General features: G+C 62.9%; 12 protein-coding genes and 2 pseudogenes. 5 read left to right on the plus strand and 9 right to left on the minus strand.

Features of this window, described 5'->3' with window-relative positions; all coding sequences use genetic code 11:
- Positions 1–5: 5 nt before the first annotated feature.
- The 3 genes from GFS60_RS14565 to GFS60_RS14575 are packed head-to-tail and all read right to left on the minus strand — an operon-like array spanning position 6 to position 2860.
- Positions 6–800: an enoyl-CoA hydratase/isomerase family protein gene (locus GFS60_RS14565; RefSeq protein ID WP_159922229.1), complete on the minus strand. Its 795-nt coding sequence runs from the start codon at positions 798–800 to the stop codon at positions 6–8.
- A gap of 3 nt (positions 801–803) precedes the next feature.
- Positions 804–1670, minus strand: coding sequence for an enoyl-CoA hydratase/isomerase family protein (locus GFS60_RS14570; protein WP_159922231.1), 867 nt, complete (start codon positions 1668–1670; stop codon positions 804–806).
- Positions 1667–2860 carry an LLM class flavin-dependent oxidoreductase gene (locus GFS60_RS14575; RefSeq protein WP_159922233.1) on the minus strand — a complete coding sequence of 398 codons (1194 nt, stop codon included), beginning with the start codon at positions 2858–2860 and terminating at the stop codon, positions 1667–1669. Before GFS60_RS14575 ends, GFS60_RS14570 begins: the two co-directional genes overlap by 4 nt.
- Positions 2861–3198: 338 nt before the next feature.
- On the opposite strand from GFS60_RS14575, the gene GFS60_RS14580 reads away from it, so the two are divergent.
- Positions 3199–3801 (plus strand): TetR/AcrR family transcriptional regulator, encoded by a 603-nt coding sequence (locus GFS60_RS14580; protein WP_201453575.1) that lies wholly within the window; start codon positions 3199–3201, stop codon positions 3799–3801.
- A gap of 343 nt (positions 3802–4144) precedes the next feature.
- Positions 4145–4498, plus strand: a complete 354-nt coding sequence (locus GFS60_RS14585; protein ID WP_159922235.1) for a VOC family protein — start codon at positions 4145–4147, stop codon at positions 4496–4498.
- A gap of 34 nt (positions 4499–4532) precedes the next feature.
- Here GFS60_RS14585 and fdhD read toward each other — a convergent pair whose 3' ends face one another.
- From fdhD to GFS60_RS14600, 3 genes are all read right to left on the minus strand, one after another.
- Complete coding sequence (fdhD, locus tag GFS60_RS14590) at positions 4533–5360, minus strand: formate dehydrogenase accessory sulfurtransferase FdhD (protein WP_159922237.1); 828 nt, start codon at positions 5358–5360, stop codon at positions 4533–4535.
- Entirely contained in the window at positions 5360–7663 is a 2304-nt protein-coding gene (locus tag GFS60_RS14595; RefSeq protein WP_159922239.1) for an FdhF/YdeP family oxidoreductase, read from the minus strand. The genes fdhD and GFS60_RS14595 overlap by 1 nt, the downstream gene beginning before the upstream one ends.
- 81 nt (positions 7664–7744) lie before the next feature.
- Positions 7745–8659 (minus strand): LysR family transcriptional regulator, encoded by a 915-nt coding sequence (locus GFS60_RS14600; RefSeq protein WP_159922241.1) that lies wholly within the window; start codon positions 8657–8659, stop codon positions 7745–7747.
- Positions 8660–8992: 333 nt separating this feature from the next.
- Here GFS60_RS14600 and GFS60_RS14605 point away from each other — a divergent pair, with 333 nt between their 5' ends.
- The gene (locus tag GFS60_RS14605) at positions 8993–12301 is read left to right on the plus strand and encodes a protein kinase domain-containing protein (RefSeq protein ID WP_159922243.1); all 3309 of its coding nucleotides are present in this window, start codon (positions 8993–8995) and stop codon (positions 12299–12301) included.
- A gap of 31 nt (positions 12302–12332) precedes the next feature.
- Here the strand turns inward: GFS60_RS14605 and GFS60_RS14610 are convergent, their stop codons facing one another.
- On the minus strand, positions 12333–12914 hold the full coding sequence (locus GFS60_RS14610) for a dihydrofolate reductase family protein (protein ID WP_159922245.1): 582 nt from the start codon (positions 12912–12914) through the stop codon (positions 12333–12335).
- 225 nt (positions 12915–13139) lie between these two features.
- Positions 13140–13886 (minus strand): annotated as a pseudogene (locus tag GFS60_RS14615) (helix-turn-helix transcriptional regulator); the annotation flags it as partial.
- Between the two features lie 249 nt (positions 13887–14135).
- Between GFS60_RS14615 and GFS60_RS39115 the strand changes: the two are divergent.
- Together GFS60_RS39115 and GFS60_RS14630 are read left to right on the plus strand one after the other, a co-directional pair.
- Positions 14136–14354, plus strand: coding sequence for a recombinase family protein (locus GFS60_RS39115; protein WP_328799831.1), 219 nt, complete (start codon positions 14136–14138; stop codon positions 14352–14354).
- 168 nt (positions 14355–14522) lie between these two features.
- Positions 14523–16319, plus strand: a complete 1797-nt coding sequence (locus GFS60_RS14630; RefSeq protein WP_159922247.1) for a zinc ribbon domain-containing protein — start codon at positions 14523–14525, stop codon at positions 16317–16319.
- Here GFS60_RS14630 and GFS60_RS40120 read toward each other — a convergent pair.
- Positions 16310–16712, minus strand: a pseudogene (locus tag GFS60_RS40120) (LuxR family transcriptional regulator); the annotation flags it as partial. The gene GFS60_RS14630 and the pseudogene GFS60_RS40120 sit on opposite strands and share 10 nt — an antisense overlap.
- Positions 16713–16773: the final 61 nt, after the last annotated feature.

Below are 16773 nucleotides of genomic sequence, written 5' to 3' on the forward strand. Positions count from 1 at the left end.
CACCCTCATCCCTGACCTCCTCGAGTGCGACTGCCGTTCCAGCTATCTCGTAGTCCACGGGCGACGGGGTCATCGAAGTACTCGGCGGCAGACCCAAGTGTGCGATGCAGGGAGACCTCGTCGCGGGAGTCGTCGGAATCGTTGACACTGCGTTTCAATGCGCCGTAGAGCACGGGTGCCTTGGCCCCGGCCTCACGCGCCGATGCGACAGCCGCAGCGACAAGCTCTGCGGGGTCCGCGAGGACATCGACGAGACCGATCTCCAGTGCGGTTTCAGCATCGAATAGTTCCCCCGACAACAGCAGTCGCCTCGCGGTACGTGCTCCGAGTAGTCGGGCGGCACGCTGAATACCTTTATCGGCCGGTAGGAGGCCGTGATTGATCTCTGGGAATCCAAAACGCGCACCGTGGACGGCCAGCACGGTATCGGCGAACAGAGCAATCTCCATGCCACCGCCCACACAGTGACCGTTGATCGCGCTGATCACCGGTCGCGGGTACCTGTCCATTGCTACAAGTAGCGAGTGAAACTCCCGCATCCGTGCATCCAACTCTTGTTGGGGTGCTTGTTCGAGTTCTTTTATATCGCCTCCGGCGCAGAAGAATCGTTCTCCCTGGCCTGTGAGGACGACCGGGGGTGCTTCACGCATCTCGCTGAGGTCGGCAAACAGCGCCGCGAGATTTCGAATGGCTGATCGGTTCAGTGCGTTTGCCGGCGGCCGGTCCAAGGTGACGACAAGGACACCCGTATAGTCCGCGGCGGTGAACCCGGCGGTCTGTGTGGTCTCAGGCCCTCTCATGCTTCACCCGGCAACTTCTTGCGTCGCCGGGGAACCAACAACGAGGTGGTCATCTCGGCGGGCGGAGGGAAATCGGGCCGGTCGCCCTTCGCGGAAGGCTTGTCGGGCCTCGGCGTAGTCTGCGCCGGCGAAATTGAGGGTTTCCAACGCCGCCGACAATTCCTGCTGCGGAAGGGCGTTGGTCAGCCAACCAGAGTTCAGTGAACGCTTCGTCCAGCGGATTGCCTGCTGCGAGCCCTGGGCAAGGTCATCGGCGATCGCCAAGGCGCGTTCGAGTACGGCGCCTTTCGGTTCGGTGAGGCTCACCAAGCCGATCCGCTCGGCCTCCGCGCCGGTCAGGCTTGCTGACGTCAGCTGGTAGTACTTAGTTTTGGCCATGCCGACCAGCAGCGGCCAGATCAGGGAAGAATGGTCGCCGGCGACCACCCCGATGCGGGTATGGCCGTCCAGAAGCAAGGCGTCTTCAGCAGCTACGCTGATATCGGCGAGCAGTGCCATCGACAAACCCCAGCCCACCGCTGGTCCGTTGATCGCGGAGATGAGAGGCTTGTCCATGTTCAGGAGGGTCGTAATTCGCCGCCGCTCATCCTCCATGAGTTCGATCGCGTCATCCAGAGTAGGGTCTGGTTCGCGTACGTCCATGCCCGTGCAGAAACCGCGGCCGGCGCCGGTGATGACAGCCACACGCGTGTGGGGGTCTCGGTCGACGTCCTCCCAGATTTCGGACAGATGCTTGAACATCGGCAGCGTCAGGGAGTTGAGTCGCTCGGGACGATTGATGGTGATGAGGAGTACCCCATTCGGCTTGCGCTCGATCAAGATCTCCTTCGGGTATCGGCTGAAGACGTCATCCGTGGCCAATGTGCTCATCGTGCTTCTCCTACCTCGACACTGTTTCCGGTTGTTTCTTTCTGTGCACTTTCGAACGCTTCCACCTCGGCGTAGTGGGCCGGACGGGCGGCGCGAATATCGTCCAGAACCGCGGCAGGGGTGCGCACCATAGCGCGGGGGTTCTTGAACTTGGGGATTACGTACTTGCCGAAAAGTTCGATCGACTTCATCAATTCCCTGTGGGGGAGCCCGTCGATGCGCATAACGAGCGAGTCGGCGCCCAAGTCGGCGAATCGCTGTACCTGGGCGACACAGTCGTCGGGATCGCCCACGATGAAGCCGGAGGAGTCCTCGAACATGTAGCGCTCATCGTTGAAGTCCAGATGCTTGACGGCTCCCATGTACTGGTAGTCATCGGAGAGTTTCGAGAGGCGTTGGTACGCGTCGGTCGATAGCGCGACCGATTCAGTGAGGCTCCTCGCCCATGTGACGGCTTCGCCGCGTGTTTCTGCGCAATGCATACCGCCGCCGACTGCAACGAGCTTTTGTGCCTGCACTGGGTAGGTGTGCGTCGCGCCGTCGAGAGCGTCATCGTAGATACGCAGCATATTCTCGAGGAAGTCGAAGCCCAGGTAGAAGCCTCCGACGATCGCGCCGACGCCGAGCTCCGCCGCAGTTCGAACAGACTCGGGACTCCCGGTCGCCATGTGGATCGGAGGATAGGGAGTTTGAATTCCTCTGGGTACGAGGCTTCGTGGTGGGATCTTGTAGTGCTCGCCCACAAAGGAGAAGACGTCGTTGTGCAGCGCGCGTCGAATGACTTCGAGCCCCTCGATCTGCTGGGCCTTGTTTTCCGTCGGTGAAACCTCAAAGGCCCGCAGTGCAAGGGTGGTGTTGCCTCGGCCGACACCGAGTTCCACGCGGCCGTTGGACAGAATGTCTTCGGTGGCCAGCCTCTCGGCGACCCGAAGCGCGTGGTTGATGCGCGTGGGCAACAGGGTCACCAGGTGCACGAACCGAATGCGTGAGGTCAGCGCCATCAGGTACGGATAGAGGACCTCCGGCGCGGACGTCGTCGCCGTGCCAATCGCCACGTGCTGCTCAGAGGTGCCGAACGCATCGAAACCCACCTCTTCGGCGAGGAGGACCTCGTCGACGAGCTCCCGGTAACGGTGCTCATGGGTATGCCCTGGGGGCGTTTCCCCCTCGCTCATGAAGATGAATCGCATGGCCACAACCTTTCGTGTGTGAATGCGCATTAACGTGAATGAGCATTAACGTAGAACGAGAGTGTGAGCTTGTCAACACTCGGCGGGCATTTGGGCACCTTCACTCGCCACGGCTCGCAATATCCCTGGTCAGATGCAAAAGTGTGCGGTCGCGCACGGAGCGTGGGCCCGCAGCTAGCATCGACAGGTGTCCGATCGCTGTCCGATTGTGTTAATGCGTGTTACTATTGGTCGCATGGAGCTGATCAAGGTGGATGCGAGCGACGCTTGCAGGCGGTGTGCGACTCGGTATGTGCTGTTCTCAGATTTCTCGGGTTGCCCCGTTGCTGTCGTGAACCATGAAGGCTGATCAGATGCCGTCAGCCTCGCCAACGGTTCGCCGGTCACGCCGGGAGCTGCTGCTGGAGGTCGCTGCCGATCTGTTCCTGCACCAACCCTACGATTCGGTTACGGTCGAGATGATCTGCGCGAAGGCAGGAATCTCCGCTCCCGGGCTCTATCGTCACTTCCAGAACAAGCAGGCCCTCCTCATCGCAGTGGTGGAGAATCCGTTGGAATTTCTCCATCAGTCCGCCCGGGCGACGGTGGAGTCGGAACCCGATCCGCGTGCTGCGCTGGACGCCATGGTCGAATTCCACATCAGGTCGGTCCTGTCTGCGGCTCCGACAACACTGATTTTCCTCAAGAACGAGCACGCGTTTCCCGAAACGGATCGCCGGCGCATTCGACGAGCGATGAATATGTACGCCGAGGAGTGGATTTCGACAGTGTCGCTGCTGCGGCCAGAGCTGTCGGATCCGGAGGTACGCCTGCTTACGCAGGCGGTGTTCTCGATGTTGAATACCGTACCCACGCTCAACAAAGGTCTTGACCAGGAGTCGATCGTCAAGACAATGTCAACTGCGGCGGTCCAGGCATTGACCTCTCCTCGGGCCGAGTGAGGTCGGACCTGCCGGATTGATCAGGCGCCTACGGAACGTGGCGATAGCATCCGGTACTGGCCTGTAAATAGACCCCGTTCAATCGGATACCCTGGTTGAACGGGGTTTGATCGTCGACGATCGAGCGAAGGCGACATCCGCCTGTGTCGGTCGCACCAGTCTCGACCTCAAATATTTAAATACACTGTTGCACAGTCGAATACTGCAGCAGACTGCGCGATCCTCAATGCGGCACGTGGATCGGAACAGTGACGCCGGCCGGGGTCGCGCAATGACAGGATCCGCGCCCTTCCGTGCGGAAGCGCCTGGCCGGTCCTGCAATCCGAATTACAGGGAGGCTCAATTGAGCGAGCATGATGTGCGAATGATCGTCCTGTCGACCGACAACTTGGACGAATCGGTCCGGTTTTACTGCGAGACCCTGGGAATGCCGTTGAAATTCCGCGACGGGGACCACTTCGCGGCCCTGGATGGAGGGACTATCACCGTCGCGTTGGCGACTGCGGTGGACCATCCCATGCCCGGGCAAGTTGTCGTCGGCATAAGGACCGCCGACGTCGACAGTGCGGCGAAGGCCGTGGAAGCCAACGGCGGTGGCATTGTGGGAGGCCCGTTAGACCACGGACACGAACGCCGTGCAGTGGTCTACGACAATAACGGCAACGGCTTGGTCTTCTACAGCCCGCTTACCCGGTAGCACTGGACTGTCGGGGCCCGCGCATTGCACGTGGTCAGCCTTGTATTACCCGATGGGTGTGGGTGTAGAGGTTCATGTTCTGGCCGCGAAGAAACCCCACGAGTGTCAGTCCTGTTTCGTCTGCGAGGTCGACAGCGAGCGACGACGGCGCGGAGACAGCGGCAAGTATGGGTATGCCTGCCATTGCGGCTTTTTGGGCGAGTTCGAACGAGGCGCGACCGCTGACCATGAGGATGCTGCCCCGGCAGGGGATGCGGTGTTGAGCGATTGCCCAGCCGACGACCTTGTCTACGGCATTGTGCCCGCCGATGTCCTCGCGGAGGGCGAGTAACTGCCCGTACTGATCGAAAAGTGCGGCTGCATGTAAACCACCGGTGCTGTCGAATACTTTCTGCGACTGGCGTAGTCGGTCGGGCAGTGTCGCCAGAACATCGACATGCACCGTGGTGTTGTCCTCGGCCGGGGAATGGACCGTCGCGAGGCGAACGGCGTCGAGTGATGCTTTCCCGCAAACTCCACATGAGGAGGTTGTGTAGAAGTTGCGTTCGACACCGGGTTGGGGTGGGGGGATGCCAACGGTGAGGGTGATGTCGAGGACGTTGTAGGTGTTGAGGCCGTTGTCGTCCACTCCGTCGCAGTAGCGGGCCGAAGCGACGTCGTCAACGCTGTTGATGACTCCTTCGGTGAGGAGGAAGCCGTGCGCGAGTTCGACATCGTGGCCTGGGGTGCGCATGGTGACCGCGAGCGGGGAGCCTCCGACACGGATTTCGAGTGGTTCCTCGACGACGAGTGTGTCGGGCCGAGTTGTGGAGTTCGGTCCACGCACGCGCACGATGGGGCGACGGGTAGTGATGCGTCCCATCAGGGTCGGTGCTCGAGCCGAATCAGGATGGCTTTGCTGACGGGCGTGTTGGATTTGTCTGCGACGTGGTCGAGGGGAATGAGGGGATTGGTTTCGGGGTAGTAGGCGGCGGCGTTGCCGACAGGCGTGGGGTAGGCGACGAGTCGGAAGTTGTCGGCTCGTCGTTCTTCGACGTTCCCGCTCCGGTTCTTCCATTCGGAAATCAAGTCGACGTGGTCGCCGTCTCGGTATCCGAGTTTTTCGATGTCGCGGGTGTTGACGAACAGAACTCGCCGGCCGCCTTTGACGCCGCGGTAGCGGTCGTCGAGACCGTAGATGGTGGTGTTGTACTGGTCGTGACTTCGCATGGTCTGCAACATGAGTCGGCCAGGCGGGACAGGTAGCCACACGAGGTCGTTGACGGCAAAGTTCGCTTTACCGGTCTCCGTCTGGAACGTGCGTGAGTCTCGCGGCGGGTGGGGGAGTCCGAACCCCTCCTTCTGTCGGACCTTGGTATTGAAGCCGTCGAAGCCGGGCACGACGCGCGAGATCGCATCCCGGATGAGGTCGTAATCGGCGGTGAACGACGTCCACGGCACGGGATGGCCGGGGCCGAACAACGTCTCGGCGATGCCGCAGACGATGGCAACTTCGGAGCGCATGTGGATGCTCGACGGGGTAAGACTTCCGCGGGAACGGTGGACCATCGACATCGAATCCTCGACGGTCACGAACTGCTTACCAGTCGCCTGGACGTCTTTGTCGGTGCGTCCGAGCGACGGCAGAATGAGTGCGGTGCGGCCGTGAACGAGATGACTGCGGTTAAGTTTGGTGGACACCTGGACGGTGAGCGAACAGTTCCGGAGGGCGGCCTCTGTGACGTCGGTGTCCGGCGTGGCGGACACGAAGTTGCCACCCATTGCCATGAACACCGAGGCTCGCCGTTCGCGCATGGCGCGGATGGAGTCGACGGCGTCGAGCCCGTGTTCTCGTGGTGAGGTGATGCCGAATTCGGTGTCGAGGGCGGCGAGGAACGATTCTGGCATCTTCTCCCAGATGCCCATGGTGCGGTCGCCTTGGACGTTGGAGTGCCCGCGGACGGGGCATACCCCGGCTCCGGATTTACCGATCATGCCGCGCATCAGCAGCAGGTTCACGGCTTCTTCGATCGTGGCAACACCGTGTGTTTGCTGGGTCAGTCCCATCGCCCAGCAGATGATGGTGGCGTTCGACTCGATCAGGGCCTGCGCTGTGTCGTGGAGTTGTTCGATTGTCAGGCCGGTGGCGTCGACGACCGTGCCGAGATCGACTCTGCGGATGTGATCGAGCCAAGCGTCGAACCCCGCGGTGTGGCGGTCGATGAAGCGTCGGTCGAGGACGGTGCCTGGCGCGGCGTCCTCGGCTGCGACGAGCAGTTTGGCCAGCCCCTGGAAGAGGGCCATGTCGCCGCCGATGCGGATCTGCAGGAAGTCGTCGGAGATCGCGGCTCCGTCGCCGATGACACCATGAACCTTCTGTGGGTCTTTGAACCGCAGAAGTCCGGCTTCGGGAAGCGGGTTGATGGCGATAACCCGGGCGCCGTTGGATCTGGCTTTTTCGAGTGTGGAGAGCATGCGTGGATGGTTGGTGCCCGGGTTCTGGCCGGCGATGAGAATGAGGTCGGCGTTCTCGATATCCGGAACGGATACCGATCCTTTGCCGATGCCGATCGAGGCGGTCAGTGCGCTGCCGGACGATTCGTGACACATGTTCGAACAGTCGGGCATGTTGTTGGTGCCGAAGGAGCGAATCAGTAACTGGTAGAGGAACGCTGCTTCATTGGATGTTCGGCCGGAGGTGTAGAAGATCGCCTCATGTGGGCTACCCAGCGCGTTCAGTTCGTCTGCGATGATGCGGTTCGCGTCATCCCATTCGATTGGCTCGTAGTGTGTGGCGCCTGGGCGTAGCACCATGGGGTGGGTGAGGCGTCCCTGCTGTCCGAGCCAGTACTCGGTGCGGCCGAGGAGGTCGTCAATGGAGTGTGCGGCGAAGAAGGCTGGGCCGACGGTCCGCTTGGTGGCTTCTTCGGCGACGGCCTTGGCGCCGTTCTCGCAGAATTCGGCGTGCTTGCGGTGGCCGGGTGTTTCCGGCCACGCGCAGCCCGGACAGTCGAAGCCTTTGCGCTGATTGAGTTTGGCGAGAGTGGCAGCGGTGCGCGTCGCACCCATCTGTGACATGCCGCGTTGAAGTGATACGAGCACCGCCGGTACGCCTGCGGCGTACTGCTTGTTCTTCGTCACGACGATGCTGTGCTCGTCGTATTCGTAGTCGTCTCGACGCGCCATCAGCAGTGCAGCCTTCCCCAGGTTTACAGACAGTCGGTCGAGGATGCACCACGGATATGGGTGGTGTCCAAGATGCCCGTCCTACTGGTCGATAGGCGTTGCCGATGATGTCTGGTCGAGGACTGAAGCCGTCGCTTCGAGAGCCTGAACGAGAAGGGACGACGGGCCTTCTGCGCGGGTGATCAACCCGACCACTGGAGCTGTGCGACCTTCGATGAGTGGAGTGGACCGGAGGCCGGGTGGTTCACCGAATACTTTGAACCACACCTGAGGCACGACTGCAGCCCACTGCCCGGTCTTGACGTGGGCATAGAGGGAAGCGATGGAATCGGTTTCGACTTGTGCGGTGTGGACGGCTCCGTCGTCGGCGAAATAGTCGTCGAGGATGCGCCTGCCGCGCATGATCGACGGCAATGTGCACATCGGCAACGTCGACGCTTCGCTCCAGGAGATGTCGGCGCGGCGCGGGAGGGCCGGGTCGTCGGCGGTCAAGAGTGCGTATCGCTCACGATAGAGCGGGAAAGTGTGGTAGCGCAGGGCGATGTCGTCGTCGAGGTAAGTGATGCCGCCGTCGAGCTCGAAGCGATCGAGCCGAGCTGTGATCTCGCTCGAGGACAGGTCTTCGGCGAGACGCACCGTGATAAGGGGATGCCGCAGACACAATGGGCTCGACAGGTCGGCGACTGTCGCGGATGCGGTGGGAATGACCCCTATTCGGAGGGTGCCGGTGACGCCCGACCGTAGGCTGGCGGCCTCGTGTAGGAGTGAGTCCTGGTTGGCAAGAATTCTCTGAGCCCAACGTACGATCTGCTCGCCCTCCGCTGTGAGGCCTTCGAACTTGCGGCCTCGAACGATCAGCGGCAGATCGAGTTCGATCTCCAGTTTGCGGATCGCCTCCGACAAAGCCGGTTGAGAGACAGCACATGCATCCGCTGCGCGAGTGAAGTGCTTCTCACGCGAGAGAGCGACGAGGTACTCGAGCTGCCGGAACTGCACAGCATAATCTTCTCATCCCGTCTCGCTCCCGGAGGAGGCGGCGAAGTTCTGCGGCCCGACAGCTGAGTATCGGATGCGTCGCTTGGTGCCAAGGTCACCTCTCTCACATCGCTGGCCAGGGTCTAGGCCAGGTCCGTTTTGGCCGTTTCGTGGATCGTGGTGAGGCCTCCCCAGGCGACTGCAATGGGACCAGACGGTCGGTATCGACGATTCGATCAACACAATTGCCCCGACTCGGTGGCAGGTGGCGTTACCCTGAATTCAGATCATTGAGGGACAAAGAAATGCTGTGTCTTTGGGGTACCGCCGGATCGAGTGAATCGCCAGCTGCGCATGGCAAATGGTGATCCACTCGAGACTCAGCGTGACGTGGCGTCCGCCGTCGTTGCGGAGTTGACCACGGCAGGGTTTACGGAGGTCCACGAAATCGGACGTGGCGGCTTCGGTCTTGTCTACCGTTGTGGGCAACCCTCGCTGGACCGCACTGTCGCGGTGAAGGTCCTCACCGCCAATCTGGACGAAGACAACCGGGCACGGTTCTTTCGAGAGCAGCGGGCGATGGGCCGCCTTACGGGTCACCCGAACATCGCTAACGTGCTCCACATTGGAACCACAACCAGCGGTCGGCCCTACATCGTGATGCAATACCACTCGCACGGTTCGTTGGACACCCGAATCCGTCGGCATGGCCGACTCGAGTTGGACGAGGCTCTGCGATTCGGCGTGAAGTTGGCCGGCGCGCTCGAGACCGCGCACCGGCTCGGCATCCTCCATAGAGACGTCAAGCCGGGGAATATCCTGATCACCGATTACGACGAGCCCGCCCTGACCGACTTCGGCATCGCTCATTTTGCTGGGGGATTCGAGACCTCGACGGGCATTCTCACCGGATCCCCGGCTTTCACAGCCCCCGAGGTGCTCGAGGGAGAGGAGCCGCCCAGCGCGGCCTCAGACATCTACAGTCTCGGCGCGACCTTGTTCTCGGCCGTAACCGGGCACGCAGCTTTTGAACGTCACAGCGGCGAGCAAATAGTCGCACAGTTCATTCGCATCACTACCCAACCGGTACCAGATCTCCGCGAGCAGGGGATTCCGGATGATGTCAGCGCGGCCATCGAACACGCGATGTCAGTAAATCCTCGGGAGCGTCCCCTCAGCGCGGCGCAGTTCGGTGACGAACTACGCCGGAGTCAGCTCGCTCACGATTTCCCGGTCGAAGAGATGGACCTGCTCGCCGAACGAGGCGCGAAGCGCTCCGCACAAGACCAACCAAGAGCCCGTCGCCGCTCCACCGCCGGCCTCCTCCACAACGCGATCCCGCCGTCAACATGGGGAGCGGCGGGAGATCTTCCGGCGGACCTCACCAGCTTCGTAGGCCGCCGTCGCGAGCTGACCGACGCCAAGGCGAAGTTGTCTACTTCCCGCCTGGTCACCTTGACCGGGATCGGCGGGGTCGGCAAAACGCGCCTTGCGCTACGCGTTGCGACGGAGGCGCGGCGCGGGTTCAGCGGCGGTGTGAGGTTGGTCGAGCTAGGCGAACTGAACGAGCGGTCACTGCTCGTGGATGCGGTCGCTGCGGCCGTCGGAATACATCATCGCTCGGCACGACCGCTTGAACGCGTAATTGCGGAGTTCCTCGCCACACGCAACCTTCTGCTCGTTCTGGACAACTGCGAGCGTTTGGTGGATGCAGTCGCCACGCTCGCCGGGGAACTGCTTCGGACCTGTCCCGAGCTGCGGATTCTGGCCACGAGCCGGGAGGCCCTCGGTATCGAAGGGGAAGCGGTGCTGCGCGTACCGCCGCTGACGATTCCCGACGCGGACGATGAGTCGTCCCTGCGCGGGCTTTCCCAGTACGACGCCGTGACGCTGTTCTTGGAACGTGCCGCCGCTGCGGTGTCCGGGTTCGAGTTGACCGAGGAAAACCGGATCACGGTAGCGCATATCTGCCGGGCACTTGATGGTCTACCCCTGCCGATCGAGTTGGCGGCCGCGCGGTTGCGGGCGATGTCTGCCGACCAAATCGCCGAGCGACTGAATGACCGGTACAAACTGCTGACCCTGGGACGTCGCGGTGCGCCGAGGCGCCAACAGACGCTGTGGTTGTCGATGGACTGGAGTTACGACCTGTGCAGTTCCTCGGAACAGCAGCTGTGGGCACGCGTGTCGGTATTCGCCGGGAGCTTCGAATTGGACGCGGCGGAAGGCATTTGCGTGGGGGAGAAGGCTCCTGAGGATCTGCTCGACGTGCTCACAGCGTTGGTCGACAAGTCGATCCTGATCAGGGAGGCTCCGTGGGGAGTGGTGCGTTTCCGCCTTCTCGAGACGGTACGTGACTACGGCCGACACAAAGCAGAGCAGTCCGGCGACTACCAGACGTTACGCTCGCGGCACCGGGATTGGTACGAGAAGCTGGCACTGACAGCGGAAGCGGAGTGGGTCAGTTCGCAGCAGTTGAAATGGATCGCACGGCTCGGGCGCGAGGAGTCGAATCTGCGTGAGGCGATGACGCTGTGCCTATCCGAGGTAGGCGATACCGACCCCGAGGCCGGGCTGCGGATCGCAGCTGCGCTGTATCCCTTCTGGCTTACCCGCGGCAAGCTCACCGAGGGACGATACTGGCTCGACCGAGCCCTCGCCTGCCATCCCCGGCAGCCCACCGCGACACGAGTCAAAGCCCTGTACTACAGCAGCGTGCTGTCCGAACTTCAGGGCGACCTCCCCGCTGCGACTGCACTGGTCGAGGAGGGGCGATCCTTGGCTGAGCAGATCGACGACCCGATGACGCGTGCACTCGGCACCCAAGCAGAAGGGCTACTCGCGCTCAACAACAGCGACCTCCAGCGCGCGAGCGGACTTCTGGAAGAAGCCCGCACCATGTACGCGACACTGAACGATGACCATCGAAAGGTTGCAGTTGAGTATCTACTGGGTATGGCATATGGACTGCGTGGGGACATTCCGCGGGCGATGGCATGTCATGACAGGGTTATCGCGATGACGGATGATTTGGGCGAGTCGATATATCGCTCGTATTCGTTGTGGTCCATGGGTGTTGGGGTTTGGCAGCAGGGAGATTCGAAGCGTGCCGCTCGCTTGCTTGAAGACAGTTTGCGGCTCGGCCGACTGGCGGACGACCAAATTACCGTCACCGTGTGTCTGGAATCCCTGGCGTGGCTTTGTGACGAGCGCCATGCACAGCGTGCCGCGGTGCTGATGGGCGCCGCCGAGGAATTGGGGCACACCGTGGGCAGCTCGACGGTGATGTTCCCCCACCTCCTCGTCCACCATGAAGAGAACAAGCGCCGGATTCGCCATACACTCGGTGAGCGCGCCTTTCAAGCCGCCCATCGGGAAGGGCGCGCGCTCGGAACTCACGATGCCATTGTGTATGCCTTGAACGAACAGCCCAGGGACACGACGCGGCCCGCCGGTATCGCGACGAACCTGACCAAACGTGAATGGCAGGTCGCCGACCTGGTAGCAAAGGGTTTGACCAACAGGGCGATCGCAAAGAGTCTCGTCATCTCGGACCGTACCGCCCAGGGCCACGTAGAACACATCCTGAGCAAGCTCGGATTCACCTCACGAGCACAGATCGCGGCCTGGTTCGTTGACCAGACCCAAGGCGAACAACTCTGACTCGTGAGCTCCGCGTACCCGCTCAGATCGGTCAACGGCGCACCCGATAGCGCAGGTGAAGCACCCGATTGCCCTGAATCACCACGTCAGGATCCTCCAACAGGTGCTGCGCGTGGACCGATCCGAAGAAACGCTTGCCGGACCCGAACACCACGGGTGCGACGTCCATGCGCACCTCGTCGACCAAACCTGCGGCAAGCACCTGGCCACCGACGTCGCCAGCGGCGACCTCGACGATGCGGTCACCCGCGAGCTCCTGCGCCTTGGCCACGGCTGCGTCGATGCCGTCGACGAAGTGAAACGGCGCCTCGCGGTCCCAGCCCTCGGGCATCGGCCGGTGCGTCACAACGACCACGTGGTCGATTCCGCCCGGAGGCTTGCCGTCCCAGCCGTCCGTCATGTCGAAGACGTGGCGGCCGACGATTGTCGCCCCGATCTGGTCCCAGTACGGCCGGGTGTAGTCGTAGGACGTCTGCGACATCTTGATCTCGCCGCTCTCGTCCAACGGGACGTCACCGCTGGACAACCAATCGAACAGCGGTCCGGGCTGGTCGTTCTCGTCCGCGATGAAGCCGTCCACCGACACCGAGCTGTACATGACCACCTTGCCCATGGGGCACTCCTCTGCTTTGGGGTTTCCCAAATGTAGCGGGTCGTGAGCTGTCGCTCTTGTAAGAAATCAATCGCCTGGCAGCGGCCACGCGAATGAGTGTCGCGCCGGATCGGTACGGCGCGGCAGGAGGCGCGGAAGACCATTGAGGAGATCCACCGCAGCACCGCTCTCGAGATCGCGCTTGGATTACGAACGAGATTTTTTGGCTTATTAGAAGGGGTTCGGCTATTGATATGTGCGGCGCCGACGATCCGTGGGCCAGGGTCCACCCCGGAGCGGTCGGTCGCCGAGCGTGCGTTTCTCGTTGTCACGGAACCGCGGCTCGTAGTGATGGAAGAACACCTTGCCGACCAGGTCCCGTCGGCTGTGCACGCCGGTCTTGTCGAAAATGCTCTTCAAATGTTGCTGTACGGTCTGCGCCGACACGTGCAGCTCGGCGGAGATCTGCGAAGTCGACGCCCCTTGTAACACCATCGACGTGACCTCCTTCTCCCGCTCGGTCAGCCCGTACGCCGACATCAGCAGGGGATACAGACGACTCGGATGCGCCGGCTCGACGATCACCGCGATCCGCCGCCTGCCCGTCGACGTCAGGCATGCACCGTGCAGCACCAACCACGCACCCGACCGCGACAGCACCCGCGAGATGGCCACGTCGCCCAGCCGATCGCGGTCTTCTACACACCGCAACACACGACCGGCGAGCGTGATCACCGCGGCCGGCAACTCGCCCCGATCCCAATCCCCACCCGGCAGATCCACCATCCACCGGTCGACCCCGGGCGTCGCGGATTCGATGTTCCAGTTCTCGTCGAGAACGAGCAGACCCGGCGAATCGGCGTACTCCGGTTCCTCGGCCTGCCCGTACAGCAGTGCGCGGCGGGCACCACCCGCGAGGACCGGCGCGATCTCCTTCACGAACGACTTCTCGGTTTCGGAGAACATCGGCATTCCCTCGTCGCGATAGAGGCTCTCAACTGTTGAAGTCATGTCCAGTACTTTGCTAATCGTTTCTATTGTTGTCGGATCGTGCGCATCGGTGAGGCGGCGGCATACCTGAACTCGTCGGCGTTGGGGGTACCGTCGAGATCCTCCCGATCGACGACTCGCTGACCCCGAACCTATACGCCGAGAAGGAAACCAATCCTCCGACGCGGCCTTCCGCGGAAGCGTTGCACTGTCGGGTGTGGGGCTCGATCGGTCAGTAATCCTCGCCCGCCAGTGGAGGAAAAGGGGCTGCGTGAGGGTGCCACCGGCACCGTGTGCCGGGTCTACCAGGATCGTGGTTCAGGTCTGCGGGAGACCCGGGCGGGACTGAATCGGATGCTCGATGACGCAGCCGGGGGTCACCTCCGGGTGGTCCGAGTGGTGTGGCGGGATCGGTTGCCCCGGTTCTCCGGTGGCGTGGATCGAGCGGTACCTGTCGGTGGTCGGGGTTAAGGTCGAGGTCCCGCGTGAGCATGGGGACACGTCGCTGGTGAGGAGCTGATGGATGACTTCATGGCAGTGCTCGCGTCGTTTCCGGTCGTTTCTCCCCATTGCGGTCGAAGCAGAATCAACGTCGACTTCTTCGGTGATGTTGCGGCACGGTGGGAGATGGGCTAGCTGATGGCCGATACCGGATTGACTGCGCTGCGGCAGTTCTCGTTCACCACCCGCCCCTACCTGGCTGTCGATGACGCGACCGGTGCGCCGATCGGGCTCGACGACCTCGACGTTCGTGTCGGGTGGATGCTCGACCTGGTCTCGGGCGCCGAAGCGCAGCTGCTGTTCCGGCTGTGGCAACCGGCCACCTTCGATGTCCTGGCCGCTGGATGTGACGGCCAGGGCCGGAAACTCCCGATGCACGGTCATGTCGCTGCTGCGCGGCTCGGCTGGACCCCGCACTACCCGGACGGTGTCTACGTCCCGTCGCGTGTCACGCGGGTGGTGACCGCGCAGGCAGTAGGCACTTTGCGGGCTCTGGCATACCGAGACACCGCGATCACTGCACTGTCGGCCAGGTTCGACCCGGCCACCGGCCGCATCACCGCACCCACTACTGCTGCGGAGTGCGTCCCGCCCGGATTCGCCCGTGGCGTGGTGCGGCAGCTCACAGCGCGCGCACGCCGCACCGCCGGCGCGCGCCTGCGGATCACCGACGTGCAAGCACCACCCCGGACCTCGGCGATGGCACGGCTTTCCGCAGCGGATCGACAACTCGCACACATCACCGTCACAGACGCAGTCCTGACGTTGACGGTCAAACTCCCCACCACCGTCGCCCCGACAGGACGCGCGCAGTGGCGACGGGTTCGGGTGACCGCCGCGATCCCACCGCACCTGCACCGGCGGCCGATCAGCGAGTGGCATCTGCCGACCCTGGTCCTCGACCACCGGGGTCTGTTGTTGCGGTGCGCTGCCACCGAAGCAGTCCCAGCCGCTGATGTGACATCGGGAACGACGGCGGTAGGGGTGGACTGGTCCCCGTCCACACTCGGGGCCGCCGCCATCACCGCCGACGGCCCGAAGGGGCTGGTCTCTGACTACCGGGGCTGGACCTACGACGATCGGGGTCTCGGTATCAAACTGGCCCGCCTTCAGCAGGAAGGTCAACTGCTGCACCGGAAGGCGGCCCGGTTGACCCGACTGGCCACCACCGCCCCACCCGAGGTCCGTGCCCGGTTGGAGGCGAAGATCACCGTCCTCGACCTCCACCGCGAGGCGGTGGGCGTCAAGCGGGGGAAGATCAACCGGGAACTGGCGTTCCACTTCGGCCGTCAGGTCACCGACTACGCCGCCGCAGCGGGCGCGGAGATGATCGCGGTGGAAGATCTCACCACCCTCGAAACCCGGGGTCACGGCCGGGTGAACAACAATCGGGCCGCGCAGTCCGCCCGCCGCAAAGCCGTCGCAGCCCTCGCCCACACCGCCGCGGAGGTCGGTGTCACGGTGGTCTCGGTGCCTGCCCGAGGGTCGTCCGCATTGTGTCCGGGCTGCAACGAACCACTTGCCCGCCCCGCCGGCTATCACGACGCGTGGTGTGCCCGCTGCCAGGTCGGCGGCAACCGCGACCACATCGCCGGGGTGAACCTGGCCAAACGCGCGCTCCTCGGCAAGAACAACGTCACCCGCCGGCGTGGGCAGATGCCCGCGATCCTGGTCGCCGAACACACGCCGGTGCGTAAGTGCCGCGACAAGAACGGACCCACACCGCGTCGGCCGCGACACCGCCGGGTCCGCCGCAGCCAGCCCGCCGCACCTCAGCGGTTGGGGGTGACTCCGAAACAGCATGTTCCTGCACCACAAGCGTCGGTGTGGGACACGGTCAAACCCACACCACCGCACGGTGATGTGGGTAGCCGTGACACACGTCCATCTCCCACGCCCGCCACGCAAGTGGCAGATAGTATGAGATCTACGTAGACGCTCAGCGCTCCCCACGTGCGTGCGTAACCGTGCGATCAGCTCCTGGTCGCCGCCGAGCGTCCGGTTCCGGCGCCAGCGCGGACTTCCCGACAGATCACCGTGCGCCGCTTCATGCAACGTGGAAACCCCGTCGGCGGAACGCATTACGTCGGGGACGGACTGAACGTCGTCCTCGTAGTACTCGGCGGCCAGCCATTCCCCGGGAAACTCGTCCATGCCGAAGTGATAATGACTGGTCATCAGCAAGGACACGGGGTCGAGCGTGAACCAGCACGGCGTCCAGTAGTACGGGACGACCCCGGCGACGACGTCCGACGCTTCCCGCCACAGCGAGACCAGCCCGCGTGGGGCGGCGCACAATCGTGCGACCTTGTCTACCGCGCACTGCACGGAATCCACGCTCACGAGTCAATCGTACGAGCGCGGATCGGCAATCGGATATACCAGAATT

This window comes from Rhodococcus sp. WAY2, assembly GCF_009859915.1.
Lineage (GTDB): Bacteria > Actinomycetota > Actinomycetes > Mycobacteriales > Mycobacteriaceae > Rhodococcus_F > Rhodococcus_F oxybenzonivorans.